The sequence below is a fragment of the Streptomyces sp. NPDC014894 genome (assembly GCF_043080985.1).
Lineage (GTDB): Bacteria > Actinomycetota > Actinomycetes > Streptomycetales > Streptomycetaceae > Streptomyces.
In genome coordinates, this window is sequence record NZ_JBIBWD010000003.1 from 420,532 (window position 1) to 437,490 (window position 16,959).

13 protein-coding genes are annotated in these 16,959 nt (G+C 73.2%); 12 read left to right on the forward strand and 1 reads right to left on the reverse strand.

Annotated features, from left to right (window positions below; all coding sequences use genetic code 11):
• Positions 1-93 precede the first annotated feature (93 nt).
• Positions 94-1,677: a glycosyltransferase family 4 protein gene (locus tag ACF089_RS09700; RefSeq protein ID WP_392024179.1), complete on the forward strand. Its 1,584-nt coding sequence runs from the start codon at positions 94-96 to the stop codon at positions 1,675-1,677.
• Here the strand turns inward: ACF089_RS09700 and ACF089_RS09705 are convergent.
• Positions 1,611-2,237, reverse strand: coding sequence for an acyltransferase (locus tag ACF089_RS09705; protein WP_392024180.1), 627 nt, complete (start codon positions 2,235-2,237; stop codon positions 1,611-1,613). The genes ACF089_RS09700 and ACF089_RS09705 overlap by 67 nt on opposite strands.
• 340 nt (positions 2,238-2,577) lie before the next feature.
• Between ACF089_RS09705 and rplU the strand changes: the two genes are divergently transcribed.
• From rplU to ACF089_RS09760, 11 genes are all read left to right on the forward strand, one after another.
• Positions 2,578-2,898, forward strand: coding sequence for a 50S ribosomal protein L21 (gene rplU / locus ACF089_RS09710; RefSeq protein ID WP_190122684.1), 321 nt, complete (start codon positions 2,578-2,580; stop codon positions 2,896-2,898).
• A 14-nt stretch (positions 2,899-2,912) separates the two neighbouring features.
• On the forward strand, positions 2,913-3,170 hold the full coding sequence (gene rpmA, locus ACF089_RS09715) for a 50S ribosomal protein L27 (protein WP_351556859.1): 258 nt from the start codon (positions 2,913-2,915) through the stop codon (positions 3,168-3,170).
• Between the two features lie 156 nt (positions 3,171-3,326).
• Positions 3,327-4,766, forward strand: coding sequence for a GTPase ObgE (gene obgE, locus ACF089_RS09720; protein ID WP_392024182.1), 1,440 nt, complete (start codon positions 3,327-3,329; stop codon positions 4,764-4,766).
• Positions 4,767-5,066: 300 nt separating this feature from the next.
• Entirely contained in the window at positions 5,067-7,208 is a 2,142-nt protein-coding gene (locus tag ACF089_RS09725; RefSeq protein WP_392024184.1) for a glycosyltransferase, read from the forward strand.
• Positions 7,209-7,494: 286 nt separating this feature from the next.
• Positions 7,495-8,997 (forward strand): D-ribitol-5-phosphate cytidylyltransferase, encoded by a 1,503-nt coding sequence (locus tag ACF089_RS09730; protein WP_392024186.1) that lies wholly within the window; start codon positions 7,495-7,497, stop codon positions 8,995-8,997.
• Positions 8,998-9,202: 205 nt separating this feature from the next.
• On the forward strand, positions 9,203-11,350 hold the full coding sequence (locus ACF089_RS09735; RefSeq protein WP_392024187.1) for a hypothetical protein: 2,148 nt from the start codon (positions 9,203-9,205) through the stop codon (positions 11,348-11,350).
• A 162-nt stretch (positions 11,351-11,512) separates the two neighbouring features.
• The gene (proB, locus tag ACF089_RS09740) at positions 11,513-12,640 is read left to right on the forward strand and encodes a glutamate 5-kinase (RefSeq protein ID WP_392024190.1); all 1,128 of its coding nucleotides are present in this window, start codon (positions 11,513-11,515) and stop codon (positions 12,638-12,640) included.
• A gap of 289 nt (positions 12,641-12,929) precedes the next feature.
• The gene (locus tag ACF089_RS09745; RefSeq protein WP_392024773.1) at positions 12,930-13,478 is read left to right on the forward strand and encodes a hypothetical protein; all 549 of its coding nucleotides are present in this window, start codon (positions 12,930-12,932) and stop codon (positions 13,476-13,478) included.
• 81 nt (positions 13,479-13,559) lie between these two features.
• On the forward strand, positions 13,560-14,852 hold the full coding sequence (locus tag ACF089_RS09750; RefSeq protein ID WP_392024193.1) for a glutamate-5-semialdehyde dehydrogenase: 1,293 nt from the start codon (positions 13,560-13,562) through the stop codon (positions 14,850-14,852).
• Positions 14,853-15,148: 296 nt separating this feature from the next.
• Positions 15,149-15,721 (forward strand): hypothetical protein, encoded by a 573-nt coding sequence (locus tag ACF089_RS09755; RefSeq protein ID WP_392024195.1) that lies wholly within the window; start codon positions 15,149-15,151, stop codon positions 15,719-15,721.
• A gap of 138 nt (positions 15,722-15,859) precedes the next feature.
• Positions 15,860-16,939 (forward strand): hypothetical protein, encoded by a 1,080-nt coding sequence (locus ACF089_RS09760; protein ID WP_392024196.1) that lies wholly within the window; start codon positions 15,860-15,862, stop codon positions 16,937-16,939.
• Positions 16,940-16,959 lie beyond the last annotated feature (20 nt).

Sequence of the window (16,959 nt, forward strand, 5' to 3'; positions counted from 1 at the left end):
ACGCGCCGGAAAACCGATCAAACCATGACGATGGTGGGGCGGGCGGGAATACCGGGTGGAATCACCTCCCGGCGCATCGGGAAGGGCGTGCGCATGGAATCCTCGCAGGGCACCCGGGGCCGGGTCGTCATGCTCGTCGACAACGGCGTCAAGGCCGACTCACGCGTCCAGAAGGCGGCCCGCTCCGCCGCCGCGGCGGGCTGGGACGTCATCCTCCTCGGCGTCTCGCCCACCTCCAAGATCCAGACCTGGCGGATCGGCGGGGCCCGCGTCCGGCTGATCCCCAAACCGGCCCATCTGGAGCCGCGCCGCCACGAGCTGCGCCATCCGCTGTTCCGCCGCCCGCTGGCGTACCGCTCCCAGCGGCTGGCCCGCTACCGGGTGCAGACCGTCAAGGCCTGGCGCTCCGACCTGGCCTTCCGCCGGGCGGCGGAGCGGGCCGCGCGGGCCGGTCACCCCGGCTCCAGCGCGAGCGGCTCGGCGGCCCGGCTGCTGCTGCCGAGGGCCGCGGCCAGGGCGCTCGCCGCCTGGGTCGGCCTGCGGGCCCGGGAGACCGACCGCCTCCAGCGGCTGCGCGCACCGCTCACCGCGCCGCTGGACCGCACCTCCACCGCGCTGTGGTCGACGCTGATGGGCCGGCGCGCCTGGCGCCGGCTGATGCCGGGGCTCTGGGACTACGAGCTGGCCTTCGCCGCGCACATCGACGCCTTCGAGCCCGATCTCGTCCACGCCCACGACTTCAGGATGCTCGGCGTCGGGGCGCGGGCCGCGGTGCGCGCCCGGGCCCGGGGCCGCGCGGCCAAGCTGGTCTGGGACGCCCATGAGTACGTGCCGGGGCTGCCCGCCTTCCACGGCCGCTGGCTGCCGGGCCACATCGCCTGGGAGAAGGAGCACGCGGTCTTCGCGGACGCCGTGATCACCGTCTCGCCGCCGCTGGCGCGGATGCTCCAGGAGGGCCACGGGCTGCGCGAGCTGCCCTCCGTCGTCCTGAACGCGCCGGTGACCCGCCCGGAGGCGGACGAGATCGCGGACGCCCCGCCGGCGGGGGACCTGCGCGCGCTGTGCGGGGTGGACGAGACGACCCCGCTGCTGGTGTACGCCGGGGGCATCAGCCCGGTGCGCGGGGTGGAGACCGTCATCGGGGCGCTGCCCTCGCTGCCCGGCGTCCATCTCGCCCTGGTGTCGGTCACCCCCCGGAAGATGAAGGCCGTCGCGGGCGCCCGCCGCGCCGCCGCCCGGGCGGGCGTCAGCGACCGGGTCCACTTCCTGCCGTACGTGCCGCACTGGCAGGTGCCGCGCTTCCTGGCCCCGGCGGACGCCGCCGTCAGCCCGCTGCTCCATCTCGCCAACCACGAGCTGGCCCTCAGCAACAAGTTCTTCGAGTACGCGCAGGCCCGGCTGCCGCTGGTGGTGAGCGACATCCGCACGATGGCCGAGATGGTCGAGGCGACCGGGGCGGGCGAGGTCTTCCGGGCCGGGGACGCCGAGGACTTCGCCCGGGCCGCGCGGACCGTGCTCGCCGACCCGGAGCGCTACCGCGCCGCGTACCGTGCGCCGGGGCTGCTCGACGGCTGGACCTGGGAGGCCCAGGCGGAGGTCGTCGAGGCCCTCTACACCCGGCTGCTGCCGGACCGGCCGCCGCTCTCGCTGAGCGTCCCGTCCGGCGACTCGCGATAGTGCGCCCCGGTGCTCGGGCACTCCCAGCCGCCCGGCTCGCCCGCCCGCTCGGTCAGCCGGACCCCGGCCCGGCCCACCCAGCCGATCCGCCGCGCCGGGACCCCGGCGACCAGCGCGAAGTCCGGGACGTCCCGGGTGACCACGGCCCCGGCGGCGATCATCGCCCAGCGGCCGACGCGCAGCGGGGCCACACAGACGGAGCGGGCGCCGATCGACGCCCCGTCGGCGACGCGCACTCCCACCGGCTCCCAGTCCCCGGCGCGCTTGAGCGCGCCGTCCGGGTCGACGGCGCGCGGATGCCGGTCGTTGGTGAGGACCGCCGCCGGGCCGACGAAGACGCCGCGCCCCAGCTCGGCGGGCTCGTACACGAGGGCGAGGTTCTGGAGCTTGCAGTGGTCGCCGATGCGGACGCCCGCGCCGACATAGGCGCCGCGCCCGATCACACAGCCCTCGCCCAGCCGGGCCCGCTCGCGGATCTGCGCCAGCTCCCAGACCGTGCTGCCCGCGCCGATCTCGGCGCTCTGGTCCACCTGCGCGGTGGGCCGGACCGTCCAGGTCACCGTGGGTCCCCTTCCATGGGTCGGGACGGCGGGCGAGGCGGCGTCCCCGCCGCGCGGGTCGCCCCGCCCCGGCCGCCGCCCGCCGAGCATAGGCCCGGTTTGACCCTCCGCAGCGGTCCCCGTAACCTTGACCCTCGGTGTGTTTCCCTACGCACCCATCCCCTGAGCACCCACCTCCCGTAGATTCTCCGGTTCTCCGGTTCTCGGTTTCCGTCTTCACGGTTTCCGGTTCGGTACGCCGGTACGGGGGAGGCCGCTCGTCCTTCCGGATCGTCACGGCCCCCGGGCCCGTGTGAGCGGCTGGCATCAGGGGTCCGATCCGAGCGAAAGAGAGATCCGCGTGTACGCCATCGTGCGCAGCGGTGGTCGCCAGCACAAGGTTGCTGTCGGCGACATCGTTGAGGTTGACAAGATTCCCACCGCCAAGGTTGGCGACACGGTAGAGCTCTCTACCCTGCTCGTGGTCGACGGCGAAGCCGTCACCAGCGACCCGTGGGTCCTGGCCGGGATCAAGGTCACCGCCGAGATCGTGGACCACCACAAGGGCGTCAAGATCGACATCCTGCGCTACAAGAACAAGACCGGCTACCGCCGCCGCCAGGGTCACCGTCAGCAGTACACGGCGATCAAGGTCACCGGCATCCCGACGGCCGCGAAGTAAGGGACTGAGGAGACATGGCACATAAGAAGGGCGCATCGTCCACTCGGAACGGTCGCGATTCCAATGCTCAGCGGCTCGGCGTGAAGCGCTTCGGCGGTCAGGTCGTCAACGCCGGTGAGATCCTGGTCCGCCAGCGCGGCACCCACTTCCACCCGGGCTCGGGCGTCGGCCGCGGCAGCGACGACACCCTGTTCGCACTGAACGCCGGGGCGGTCGAGTTCGGCCGGCACCGTGGCCGCAAGGTCGTGAACATCGTTCCGGTCGCCGGCTGATCGATTCATTCGATCCATTCGGAACCGTAGAACGGTTTTCGCCGCGGATTGTTCCGTGAGTTTGCGTGGAGGCGGATCTCACTTCCCTTATCGGGAAGCGGGTCCGCCTCTGCTGTGTTACTGCTAGAAAGTTCCGTAAACAATGGAGGCACACCCATGACCACCTTCGTGGACCGCGTCGAACTGCATGTCGCCGCGGGTAACGGAGGCCACGGCTGCGCCTCCGTTCACCGGGAGAAGTTCAAGCCGCTCGGCGGCCCCGACGGCGGCAACGGCGGCCGCGGCGGCGATGTGATCCTGGTGGTGGAGCAGTCGGTGACCACCCTGCTCGACTACCACCACAGCCCCCACCGCAAGGCCACCAACGGCCAGCCCGGCGCGGGCGACAACCGCTCCGGCAAGGACGGCCAGGACATGATCCTGCCCGTCCCGGACGGCACCGTCATCCTCGACAAGGACGGCAATGTCCTCGCCGACCTCGTCGGCCAGGGCACCACCTTCGTCGCGGGCCAGGGCGGCCGCGGCGGCCTCGGCAACGCGGCGCTCTCCTCCGCCCGCCGCAAGGCCCCCGGCTTCGCGCTGCTCGGCGAGCCCGGCGAGGCCCGTGACGTGGTCATGGAGCTGAAGACCGTCGCCGACGTGGCCCTGGTCGGCTACCCGAGCGCGGGCAAGTCCTCGCTGATCTCGGTGCTCAGCGCCGCCAAGCCCAAGATCGCGGACTACCCCTTCACCACCCTCGTGCCCAACCTGGGCGTCGTCACCGCGGGCTCCACCGTCTACACCATCGCCGACGTCCCCGGGCTGATCCCCGGCGCCAGCCAGGGCAAGGGCCTCGGCCTGGAGTTCCTGCGCCATGTCGAGCGCTGCTCGGTCCTGGTGCACGTCCTGGACACCGCCACGCTGGAGTCCGACCGCGACCCCGTCTCCGACCTCGATGTCATCGAGGCCGAGCTGAAGCAGTACGGCGGCCTGGACGACCGGCCCCGGATCGTCGTCCTCAACAAGGTCGACATCCCCGACGGCCAGGACCTCGCCGAGATGATCCGCCCCGAGCTGCTCGCCCGCGGCTACCGGGTCTTCGAGGTGTCGGCCGTCGCCCGCACCGGGCTGAAGGAGCTGTCCTTCGCCCTCGCCGGGATCATCGCCGAGGCCCGCGCCGCCAAGCCCGCCGAGGAGGCCACCCGTATCGTCATCCGCCCCAAGGCGGTCGACGACACCGGCTTCACCGTCGTCCGCGAGGAGGGCGACCTCTACCGGGTGCGCGGCGAGAAGCCCGAGCGCTGGGTCCGCCAGACCGACTTCAGCAACGACGAGGCCGTCGGCTATCTCGCCGACCGGCTCAGCCGCCTCGGCGTCGAGGAGAAGCTGATGAAGGCCGGCGCCCGGGCCGGCGACGGCGTCGCCATCGGCCCCGAGGACAACGCCGTCGTCTTCGACTGGGAGCCGACCATGATGGCGGGCGCGGAGATGCTCGGCCGCCGCGGCGAGGACCACCGCCTGGAGGCCCCGAGGCCCGCCGCCCAGCGCCGCCGCGACCGCGACGCCGAGCGCGACGAGGCCCAGCGCGAGTACGACGAGTTCCACCCGTTCCAGTGAGGCCGCCGATCCGGCGCTGAATCGATCCGGTGACGGGAACACCCCGTCCCGGACCGGCTCCGCGCCGGATCCGCCGCGCCCCCCAAGGCCCGCGCGCCCCAGGGCCCCCGCCGCCGCCCGCCCCGGGCGTCCGCCCCCCGCCTCCCCGGCGGCCACTCTGTTTCCGCACGGCCGCCCGCACCGCTGTCGCGGCCGGGTCCCCCCGGCGTGTCACGGCGCGCCGCGAGCGGCACGGCCCGCCGACGCCGCGACCGGTCGGGGCGGCACGGCAGACGGCCCGGGCGGACGAGCGGAGCACCGGTGAAGATCTCTTTTCTCATCCACACCATCTACGGCATCGGCGGGACCATCCGGACCACGCTGAACCTGGCGGAGGAACTCGCCGGCGGCCATGAGATCGAGATCGTCTCGGTCTTCCGCCACCGGGACGTCCCGCTCTTCGACATCGACCCGCGGATCACCGTCGTACCGCTGGTCGACACCCGGCCCAATTCGCCCGCCCGGGAGAAGGACCACCCCGACCACCGGACCCCGGCCGCGCTCTTCCCCCGCTCCGAGGCGCGCTACGGCGAATACAGCGCCCTCACCGACCGCCGGGTCCGCGAGCACTACGCCGCCTCCGACGCCGATGTCGTCATCGGCACCCGCCCCGGCCTGGTCGCCTACACGGCCCGGTTCGCGCCCCCCGGGGCCGTGACCATCGGCCAGGAGCACATGAGCCACAACCACCACAGCGAGGCCCTCCGCGAGGAGATGCGGCCGCACCTCGCCGCCCTGGACGCCTTCGTGACGGTCTCCGAGGGCGACGCGGCCGTCTGGCGGGCCCGGATGCCGCTCCCCGACACCCGGGTGCTGGCCGTCCCCAACAGCGTCCCCGCGCCCGCCGTGGCCCCCTCCGACCTCTCCCGCCCCGTCGTCGTCGCCGCCGGCCGGCTCTCCCGCGAGAAGCAGTACGAGGTGCTGATCCGCGCCTTCGCCAAAGTGGTCGCCGTCCACCCCGAGTGGACCCTGCGGATCTGCGGCGCGGGCGCCGAGAAGGAACGGCTCCGCCGCCGTGTCCAGAAACACCTGCTGAGCAATCACGTCCTGCTCATGGGCCCCCGCTCGCCGATCGACCCCGAGTGGGTCAAGGGATCCGTCGCCGTCTCCACCTCCCGCCACGAGTCCTTCGGCATGACCCTCGTCGAGGCGATGCGCAACGGTCTCCCCGTGATCAGCACCGACTGCGACTACGGCCCGCGCGAGATCGTCAGGGACGGCGAGGACGGAATCCTGGTCCCGGTCGGCAAGGCCGACGCGGTCGCCGGCGCGCTCCTCGCGCTCATCGAGGACGAGGGGCTGCGCCGCAAGATGGGCGCCGCCGCCGCCCGCAACTCCCGCCGCTTCGACCCGGCCCCCGTCGCCCGCCGGTACGCCGACCTCTTCGCCGAACTGGGCGCGGGCTCCCCCGCCCGCCGCGCCCGGACCGCCACCGCCCCCGCCGTCGCGCTCGCCTCTGCAGCCGCCGCCCCGCCCGCTCTCGCGCCCGCCGCCCCGCCCGCCGCGCCCCGGCCGGCCCCCGGGCGCGCCTTCGAACCGGTGGCCGACTGCGTCGCCGAGGACGACGGCTCGCTCACCGTCACCGTGGTCGCCCCCGCATCCGCCGTCCTCACCCACCCCGGCCTGCGTCTGGTCTGCGTCCGCACCGGCGGCCCCGACCCGGCGGAGACCCGGATCTACCCCTTCGGCCCGGACGGCGCCGCCACCGTCCCCGCCGACGACGACTTCGCCGAGGGCCAGTGGCTCTGCGCCGCCGACCACCCCGGCGGCGCCCGCCGCACCGCCCTGCTGACCCGCTCGGTCGACCAGCGCGGCGCACTGGGCGCGGAGCGCCGGCTCACCCCCGGCGCCGGGGTCCGCCACCGGGTGCCCTACCGGCGCGGCCCCCGGCACCAGCTGGCCCTGCGCTCCTGGGTGCGGCCCGTCCACGCCGAGGCGGGCGACATCCGCCGCTCCGGGTCCCGGCTCACCCTGGAGGGCCGGGTGCTGGGTCCCGCCGCCCCCGCGGACGGGGCCGAGCTGACGCTGCGCCGCCGGGGCGGCCCCGAGGAGGAGATCGCCTTCCCCGCCGTCCGCGACGGCGCGCGCGGCTTCCGGGCCGTCATCCACGGCGAGGCCCCCGCCGCCCGGCAGCTGACCGCCCACGACGTCTGGGAGGTCTGGCTGCGCTGCGCCCCGGACCGGGACCCGGTGCGGGTGGCGCGGCTCCTCGACGACGTCGTCGACAAGAGCGACGTCTTCGTCTATCCGGACGCCCTCACCCACAAGCGGCGACCGCTGCTCCTGGCGCGCCGGGTGCTGCGCAGGCTCCTGGGCAGGGAGCAGCGGCTGGTGAAGGTGTCGCTCGGCTACGACGGCGACAATGGTCTGGTCCTCCGGCTCACCGACCGCCCGCCCGGATGACCGGGCCCGCGCCCGGGCCGCCCGCCCGTACCAGCCCCTGCCTGTCCGCCCGTACCAGCCCGTACCCGTCCGCCCGTACCAGCCCGTACCAGCCCGTACCTGTCCGCCCGTACCCGCCCCATGACGTCCGTCACCCGCCTCCCGCAGGCCCGGCGCCCCGACAGCCGGGGCCCCGGGTGAACACCGGGTGGACCCGGGGCGAGCGTCAGCCCCTACCCGCCTTGCGAGGTTGTCACACAGAGTGCGACCATCGCACCGTCTCACTCGTCTGAAGGTAGGTCGTTCTGTGTCTGTGCCGCACGAAGCCAAGCCCCGTACCACGGCAGTCGTCCTCGCCGGGGGTACCGGCCAGCGCGTGGGTCTGTCGATCCCGAAGCAGCTGCTGAAGATCGCCGGCAAGGCTGTCATCGAGCACACACTGACGATCTTCGAGCAGGCCGACTCCATCGACGATGTGATCGTGCTGATGGCCCCCGGGTTCGTCCCCGACATCGAGAAGATCGTCGCCAAGGCCGGACTGACCAAGGTCACCAAGGTGATCGAGGGCGGCGCGACCCGCAACGAGACCACCGAGCGCGCCATCGCCGCCCTCGGCGAGGGACTGGCCGAGGGCGAGGACCGCAACGTCCTCTTCCACGACGCCGTCCGCCCCCTGCTGTCACAGCGAGTGATCCAGGACTGTGTGGACGCCCTGGAGCGCTACCAGGCCGTCGACGTCGCCATCCCCTCCGCGGACACCATCATCGTGACCCGCACCCACGGCGAGGACGGCGAATTCATCACCGACGTCCCGGACCGCTCCCGGCTGCGCCGCGGCCAGACCCCGCAGGCGTTCAAGCTCTCCACCATCCGCAGGGCGTACGAGGTGGCCTCCGGCGACCCGAACTTCCAGGCCACCGACGACTGCTCGGTCGTGCTGAAGTACCTGCCGGACGTGCCGATCCACGTCGTCGCGGGCGACGAGTACAACATGAAGGTCACCCAGCCCGTCGACGTCTTCATCACCGACAAGCTCTTCCAGCTGGCCTCGACCGCCGCCCCCCGCCAGGCCGACGAGGCCGCCTACCGCGAGCTGCTCGAAGGCCGCACGCTGGTCGTCTTCGGCGGCTCGTACGGCATCGGCGCGGACATCGCCGAGCTGGCGAAGACGTACGGCGCGAACGTCTACGCGCTGGGCCGCTCCACCACCGGCACCCATGTCGAGAACCCGGAGCACGTGGACGACGCGCTCTCCAAGGCGTACTCGGAGACCGGCCGGATCGACTACGTCATCAACACCGCGGGCGTCCTGCGCATCGGCAAGCTCGCCGAGACGGACAACAGCACCATCCAGGAAGCGCTGAACGTCAATTACCTGGCGCCGGTCCAGATCGCCCGTGCTTCGTACAAGTACCTGGCGGAGACCAAGGGTCAGCTTCTGCTCTACACCTCCTCCAGCTATACGCGGGGCCGCGCCGAGTACAGCCTTTACTCGTCCACCAAGGCCGCGATGGTGAATCTGACCCAGGCGCTCTCCGACGAGTGGGCGAGCGAGGGCATCCGGGTCAACTGCGTCAATCCCGAGCGGACCGCGACCCCGATGCGGACCAAGGCGTTCGGCGCGGAGCCCGCGGGCAGCCTGCTCTCCTCCGAGGCCGTGGCGCGCACCTCCCTCGACGTCCTCCTCTCCGAGCTGACCGGTCATGTCATCGACGTCCGCCAGCAGGACCCGACCCGGGGCGCGAGCGAGGCCTCCGGCTTCGAGCAGGCGCTCGCCGCGGTCCTGATGCGCGAAGAAGATATGCAATAATTCGCTGTTAAAGCGATGAATGCTGTCACAGCAGTTTTGCGGGCCTCCGTGAACCTCCCTATGCGCGAAATGCCGGGGATGTTGGGGGACACGGAGGCCCGGCCGTTCGCTGTGTGAAGTCCTGACTCCGCCCTCGGGTTGCGAAGTCCCGGATTCGCAATTCTCGCAAAAAGGACCAAATCGGCACCCTTGGAGCAGGTTCTTCGTGATTTCCACAGCCATTCGTCTGGCGCGCGTCGGCAGCCTGTCCGAGCTGGCCGCCGCGGTTCTCCTCGGACTCGGTTATCCCTGCGTCATGATCGCCGCACTGCTGCCGAACGTCTGGATGTTCGCGGCAGCGGCCACCGCCACCTATGTCGCCGACTGGTATCTGCACCGCAAGGGCAGCTATCTGATCAACCGCCTCGGCAAGGTCCGCGTCGGCATCACGATCCGCTTCCTGCTGCGCCAGGTCCTCCTGGTGCTGCTGCTCGCCCGTGAGGGCCTGGCCGAGACCACGCTCTTCTACGTGGCCGTCGCGGGCTTCCTGGTCTTCTACGGCCTCCAGGCCCCGCACGGCGCCCTGGTCACCCTGATCCGGCTGCGCCGCTCGATGCCGGTGGTCACCCGGAACGTCGACCTCCAGAGCCTGGGCATCCCCGACGCGCCGCCGGCCGCGCTCCGCGTCCGCGCCGCCGAGAAGATCCTCCACATGGACATCCCGGCCGTGCTGGGCGTCCTGCTCGCCACCGCCCTGAACCGGGACGCCCTCGGCTACGCGGGCCTCGCCGTCAGCATCGGCCTCGCCGTGCTCTACATCCTCGCGCTCGCCCCCTACCTGCGCCGCAAGCGCCGGGTCCCGGCCGCGCCCGAGGTCCTCGACGCGGTCAGCGACTGGCTGCGCGAGTACCAGCCCACCGTCGTCCTGTACTTCTCCGGCTCCAAGGAGTCCGCCTACCAGGCCAACATGTGGCTGGAGACGATGGAGAACGTCGACGGACGGCCGCTGATCATCATGCGCGAGCGCGGACTGGTCAACAAGCTCCACCCGACCACCGTCCCGGTCATCTGCGTGCCCGGCGCGACCCACCTGATGAACATGGACCTCTCCTCGGTCCGGGTCGCGCTCTACGCGGCCAACGTCGGCAAGAACATCCACCTGCTCCGCGTGCCCACCATCCAGCACGTCTTCATCGGCCACGGCGACAGCGACAAGCTCGCCAGCGTCAACCCGTACAGCAAGGTGTACGACGAGGTCTGGACCGCGGGCCGGGCCGGCCGCGACCGCTACGCGCTGGCCGACGTCGGCGTCCGCGACGACGACATCGTCGAGGTCGGACGCCCGCAGCTGGCGCCCATCCAGTCCTGGACCGGCGCCCCGAAGAACCCGATCCCCACCGTGCTCTACGCCCCCACCTGGGAGGGCTGGGACGACAACCCGGGCAACACCTCGCTGCTGCTCGCCGGTGAGAACATCATCGGCCGGCTGCTCACCGCCGAGCGGCCCGTGCGCGTCATCTACAAGCCCCACCCCTTCACCGGCATCCGCGACAAGCAGGCCAAGGTCGTGCACCAGCGGATCAAGGACATGATCGCGGAGGCGACCGAGGCCCGCGCCGCCGACCCGAGGTGGTCGGGACAGGCCGCCGCCGCGAAGCAGGGCCAGGAGGCCGCCCGCGCCGAGATGGACCGGATCGAGGCCGAGCTGACCGCCCTGGCCAAGCCGGGCCGGGCCCGCCGCGACGCCGCCGAGGAGTCCCGCGACTCGCTCGCCGACCCGCAGCGCCTGGAGCGGATCAAGGCGCTCAGGGCCGAGTGGAACGACGCCTACTGGCGCTCCAACGGCTACTGGGAGCACCTGATCGTGACCGGCCCCGAGCCGAAGCTGTACGACTGCTTCAACGAGTCCGACGCGATGGTCTCGGACATCTCCAGCGTCGTCTCGGACTTCATGGCCAGCGGCAAGCCCTACGCCCTGACCGACTCCGCCGAACTGGGCGCCGCCGAGTTCCAGCGCCAGAACACCGCGGCCCGCGCCGCCGTGATCCTGAGCAACAGCGCCGCCGAACTGGACGCGCTGCTGGAGGCGGTGGCCTCCCCGGAGCGCGATCTGCTGGCGGCCGACCGCCAGGAGCTGAAGGAGTACCTCCTCGGCCCCGACCACCCCACCTCCATGGAGCGCTTCAACGACGCCGTGCGGGACCTCGCGGCCGAGTCGGAGGCCCGCAACCTGGGTGTGGAGCAGCGGCTGAACGAGGAGGCCCAGTACGAGCTGAACCTCCAGCCCGACGCCGGACCGGAGGCCGTCCCGGCCGAGGCCGAGTCCCTCGACCCGGTCGAGACCGACGGATCGGAAGCCTCGCTGCGGCGCTAGAGCGCACCGCTGTTCCCGAGGGCCCGTGCGGCGAGAGCCGCACGGGCCCTCTGGCGTTTCCCGGCCGCCGGGCGGGGAAGGGCGCGCCCCGGCCGGCCGCCGGCCTGTCCAGCCGGTGAAATGCCCGGGCGTACGCGGCCCGCACTGACATAGATTCAGCCTGTGACCGTGGCAAGAGAGCAGGTAACCCAGGCCCGCAGGATCGTCGTCAAGGTCGGTTCGTCCTCGCTGACCACCGCGTCGGGCGGCCTCGACGCCGACCGCGTGGACGCGCTCGTGGACGTGCTCGCCAAGGCCCGGGACGGGGGCGAGAAGGAGATCGTGCTGGTCTCCTCCGGGGCCATCGCCGCCGGGCTCGCCCCGCTCGGCCTGGCCCGCCGCCCCAAGGACCTGGCCCGGCAGCAGGCCGCCGCCAGCGTCGGCCAGGGACTGTTGGTCGCCCGCTACACCGCCTCCTTCGCCCGCTACGGCGTACGCGTCGGCCAGGTGCTGCTGACCGGCGACGACACCAGCCGCCGCGTCCACTACCGCAACGCCTACCGCACCCTCGACCAGCTGATCGCCATGGGCGCGGTGCCCGTGGTCAATGAGAACGACACCGTCGCCACCGACGAGATCCGCTTCGGCGACAACGACCGGCTGGCCGCCCTCGTGGCCCATCTGGTCCGCGCCGATCTGCTGGTCCTCCTCTCGGACGTGGACGGCCTCTACGACGGCGACCCGGCCAGGCCCGGCAGCTCGCGCGTCGAGGAGGTGCACGGGCCCGCCGACATCGCGCATGTCGAGACCGGCGGCGCGGGCCGGTCGGGCGTCGGCACCGGGGGCATGGCCACCAAGGTCGAGGCCGCCAGGATCGCGGCGGCGGCCGGGGTCCCCGTCGTCCTCACCTCCGCCGTCCGGGCCGCCGACGCGCTGGCGGGCCGGGTCACCGGCACCTTCTTCCACCGCACCGGACGCCGGTCCGCCGACCGGCTGCTGTGGCTGGCCCACGCCTCGACCCCGCGGGGCGCGCTGATCCTCGACGACGGCGCGGTCGAGGCGGTCGTCCACGGCCGTGCGTCGCTGCTGCCCGCCGGGATCGCCTCGGTCGAGGGCGAGTTCAGCGCCGGCGACCCGGTCGAACTGCGCGACGCCCGGGGCGCGGCGGTCGCCCGGGGCCTGGTCGGCTTCGACGCCAAGGAGATCCCCCAGCTGCTCGGCCGCTCCACCCGGGACCTCGCGAAGGAGCTGGGTCCCGAGTACGAGAGGGAAGTCGTACACAGGGACGATCTGGTCGTCCTGCACTCCTGAAACGGCTGAAAGTCCCGCCAACCAACAGGGACCTTTACCAAAACCACCCCATGTTCCGTCCAGGACTGGTCAACTTTGTGGCGGGGGGATGGCGGGGTACAGCAAGACGACACATGCAAACAGGAGGCCGCCGGTGAGACGAGCGCGCCCAGGGGATGTGCCCCGAGGGAACGGGGGCGTCCCGCGCATCCGCAGGACCGCGGGCGACCACGGCCGTACGACGGCGGGTGGAGCGTCCCGCACGACGGCGGGCGACCAGACCCGTGGGACGGCGGGTGAGGAACGCACTCTGACGAGCGTCGAGGCGGGCGCCGACTTCGACGACTCGGGCTTCGACGACTCCGACGTCGACGGCTCGGGTCGCGACGACTCCGGGGAGGGAGCCGAACAGGACCGGGAGGGGACCGACCGCCGGCCGCGCGGAACCGGCCGGGGCCCGGAGCCGGGCGCCGGCGCCAGAGCGGGGGAGTCCGGCGCGTACGGCGACGACCCGGCGCAGTCGAAGCTGTGGCACATCACCCTCAGCGTCTCCGGACCCGAGGCGCCGCTCACGGAGGTCAGACGCGGGCTCGAACAGCTGGCGCACGATCACCCCTTCCTGCTGACCAGCCGCTATGCGGGCGACCATGCCGAGATCCGGTACTGGGAGGAGGCCCGGGACCTGCATGACGCGGCGGCCGTCGCGCTCAGGCTCTGGGGCGAGCACCGCTCCACGGCGAAACTGCCGCCCTGGAAGATCGTGGGCCTGGAGGTCATCGACCGGCAGACCTACCACCAGCGGCTCGCGGAGGGCTACGGTCCGCCGCCCGCGTCCCGGGTGGGAGTCCACCCCTTCTGAGCCCCGGGGCCGCCGTCTCGCAGTACGGGACGGTGCGGAGTACGGCACGGACGGCCGCGGCGAGCGCACTACCCTGCGGGTATGACCACGCCCTCGCCGCTTTCGCCGTACGACAACCTCACCCCGGTCACCCAGGCCGCCTACCGGGCGCGGTCCGCCGCGGCGGATCTCGCGCCGCTGCCGCGCTCGGCGAAGGACGACGCGCTGCTGGCGATCGCGGACGCGCTGGAGGTCCGTACGAGCGAAGTCGTCTCGGCCAACGCCGAGGACATCGCCCGCGCCCGGGAGGCCGGCACCAGCGAGGCGATCATCGACCGGCTCACCCTCACCCCGGAGCGGGTGCGGGCCATCGCCGCCGACGTCCGCCATGTCGCCGCCCTGCCCGACCCGGTCGGCGAGGTGGTGCGCGGCTCCACCCTGCCCAACGGCATCGATCTGCGACAGGTCAGGGTGCCGCTGGGCGTGGTCGGCATCATCTACGAGGCCCGGCCCAATGTGACCGTGGACGCCGCCGCCCTCTGCCTCAAGTCCGGCAACGCGGTTCTGCTGCGCGGCTCGTCCTCCGCGTACTCCTCCAACACGGCCCTGGTGCGCGTGCTGCGCGACGCGGTGGGCGGCGCCGGGCTGCCGGCCGACGCGATCCAGCTGGTGCCCGGCGAGTCGCGGGACTCCGTCCAGGAACTCATGCGCGCCCGCGGCCTGGTGGACGTGCTGATCCCGCGCGGCGGCGCCGGACTGATCCGTACGGTGGTCGAGCAGTCCATCGTGCCCGTCATCGAGACCGGCACCGGCAACTGCCATGTGTACGTGGACGCCGAGACCGACATCGACATGGCCGTCGACATCCTGATCAACTCCAAGGCCCAGCGGCCCAGCGTCTGCAACACCGCCGAGACCCTGCTCGTCCACCAGGACGTCGCCGGGGCCTTCCTGCCGCGCGCCCTGGACGCCCTCGCGGAGGCGGGGGTGACCGTCCACGGCGACGAGCGGGTGCTGGAGCACGCCGAGAGCGCCAAGGCGACGGTGGTGGCGGCCACCCCCGAGGACTGGGAGACCGAATACCTCTCCCTGGACATCGCGGCGGCCGTGGTGGACTCGCTGGACGCCGCGGTGGCCCACATCCGGCTCTGGTCCTCCGGCCACACCGAGGCGATCGTCACCACCTCGCAGGCCGCGGCCCGCCGGTTCACCCAGTTGGTGGACTCGACCACGGTCGCCGTGAACGCCTCCACCCGCTTCACCGACGGCGGCCAGTTCGGCTTCGGGGCCGAGATCGGCATCTCCACCCAGAAACTGCACGCCCGGGGCCCGATGGGGCTGCCGGAGCTGACCTCCACGAAGTACATCGTCACCGGCGACGGTCACACCCGCTGACCCTCCCTCCCGCTCGCGGTCCCCGGCTCCCTCCGGGCCGGGGCCCGCGCCGTTTCACCGCGCCCCCTTCCCAGGTGGCTTGCCCGCGCCGTCTTCCCGCGCCGCCTTCCCGTCCCGGGCCGCCTTCCGTCCCGGCGGCCCTCCGTCCCGGCCGCTCTCCCGGCCCCGCGGGCTTCCGGTGCCGCCCGCCCCGGCGCACGGCGGTCGCACCCGCGGCTCGCGCCGAGGGCTCGCGCCGGCGGGGAGAGTTCTTCCCCGGACTGCCCAAACCCGGCGGCCCGGTCTACTCTGATTGCGTGCCGGACGACGTGGGGGGCAGGCCGTTCCCGGACGGCTGGGAGCCCGACGACGACCGCGGAGGCGCGGACGAGGACCTCGCCCCCGTGGTCTTCGACGAGGACTTCGTCAATGCCGCCCTCATCCACGAGCCCAGCGCCGTCGAACGGCTGCTCGCCGCCGCCGAGGCCCGCGCGGAGGCCGAGGCCGCCCGCGCCGCCGCCGCCCGTCCCGGCGTCCCCGACGACGAGCTGCACGAAGAGGGATACGGCCCCTACGACGACGACCGGCCGTACGAGGAGGGCTCCCACCCCGACGACGACGGCGATCCCTACGGCAGCCACGGCGGCGCCCTGCGCCCCTATCGCGGCAGCCCCCGCTGGCACCGCCCGGTCGCCTGGGTCCTCGCGCTGGTGATGGGCATCGGGATGGTCGCCCTCGCCTTCACCGCCGTGTACCGGGGAGCCTCGGGCCATCGCCACGACCAGGTGCCCCCGCCCGCGACCAGCGGCGTCGACGCCACCACCCCCGCCGGATCCACCGTCGACCGGCTCGTCGGCCCCTCCCTGTCCGCCGACCCCGGCGCCCCCTGACCGTCCCCCGTCCGGCCCGCTCCACCCCGGCCGGTGAACGCCCGCGTGCCCGGCCGGTGAACGCCCGCGTGGGAACTCGTCCGAGTTTGTCGCGCACCGTCACGTTTACCGAGGCCCCGCGAGACCCACCCTCAAGGTATGGCCGGCCGCGGAGACCCGCCTGAGGGAACACCCGAAGGGCGTCCCGGCGGCGGAGAGGACGAGTACCGATCCGTCGTCTTCGACGAATCGTTCGTCCAGGCTGCGCGGCTTCAGGAGTTCTCCGCGCGGGAGCGGATGGGCGCGCACGCGCCCGCCGTCCGCTCCCTCCCGTCCGCCTCCTGGAGCGTCGGACGCGGCACCGCCCCGGCCCTGCTGCTCGTCCTGATGGTCGCGCTCGTCTTCGGCACCGCGGTCTATCTGGGGGTGCGCCCCCCGTCCCCCTCCTCGTCCGCCAAACGGGCCGAGCCCCTGCGCATCACCCTGATCCCCCTCGCTCCCGCGGGGCGCGTCCCGGGCGGCGCCCCCGGCGATCTCTACGCCCGCAGCCCCGCCGCGCGCTTCCGCTCCGGAGCCGCGGGCATCACCCTCCCCGGCGTCCGCCGCACCGAGCACTTCTCGGTGGGCCAGGTGCTGACCGCGCTCACCACCGCCAAGGACTATCTGGTGGAGTCCTCCCTCGACCCCGACGTCCTCACCGGGGGCGCGGTCCGGCCCGTGCGGGTGCTCCTCGACCCCGACCAGCTGGAGCAGTTCGACCGCAGCATGTCCGCCCCGGCCGCCGACGGCCGCCACGCGGCCACCGGCTGGCTGGTGCGCTACGACCGGAGGCAGGTGGCCCTCGCCGACCCCGACGTACGCGTCAGGGGCACGCTGAGCGTCCGCGAGGCGGGCCCCGACGCCCTGGCGGTCACCTCCGACCACACCTTCGCCTACGCCCTGCGGCCCGTCGGCGGCGCCGAGGACGGTGCCTCGCTCTTCACCGTCCGCCGGGAGCTGCGATTCCGCTTCGACCGGGACGATCTGCGGCAGCACCGGACAGAACTGCTGACCAGCTCCGTCCAGGCCGGCCCCCAGGCGTGCTCGGCCGACGCCGTCTCGGTGCTGCGCCCGCTGCTGGCCGGCCGCCGGCCGCCCGCGGACGCCCCGCCGGGCACGGACCCGTACGCCCTCCGCGACACCCCGACGGCGCTCTGCGGCTCCCTGTCCCCCCGGGCCCAGCCGGGCCCGAGGCGATAGACCCGCCCGGCCGACGGGCC

Coding starts and splice junctions, on each gene's coding strand:
- ACF089_RS09700 (WP_392024179.1), top strand. CDS start 94: ATGGAATCCTCGCAGGGCACCCGGGGCCGGGTCGTCATGCTCGTCGAC.
- rpmA (WP_351556859.1), top strand. CDS start 2,913: ATGGCACATAAGAAGGGCGCATCGTCCACTCGGAACGGTCGCGATTCC.
- obgE (WP_392024182.1), top strand. CDS start 3,327: ATGACCACCTTCGTGGACCGCGTCGAACTGCATGTCGCCGCGGGTAAC.
- ACF089_RS09750 (WP_392024193.1), top strand. CDS start 13,560: ATGACCACGCCCTCGCCGCTTTCGCCGTACGACAACCTCACCCCGGTC.
- ACF089_RS09760 (WP_392024196.1), top strand. CDS start 15,860: ATGGCCGGCCGCGGAGACCCGCCTGAGGGAACACCCGAAGGGCGTCCC.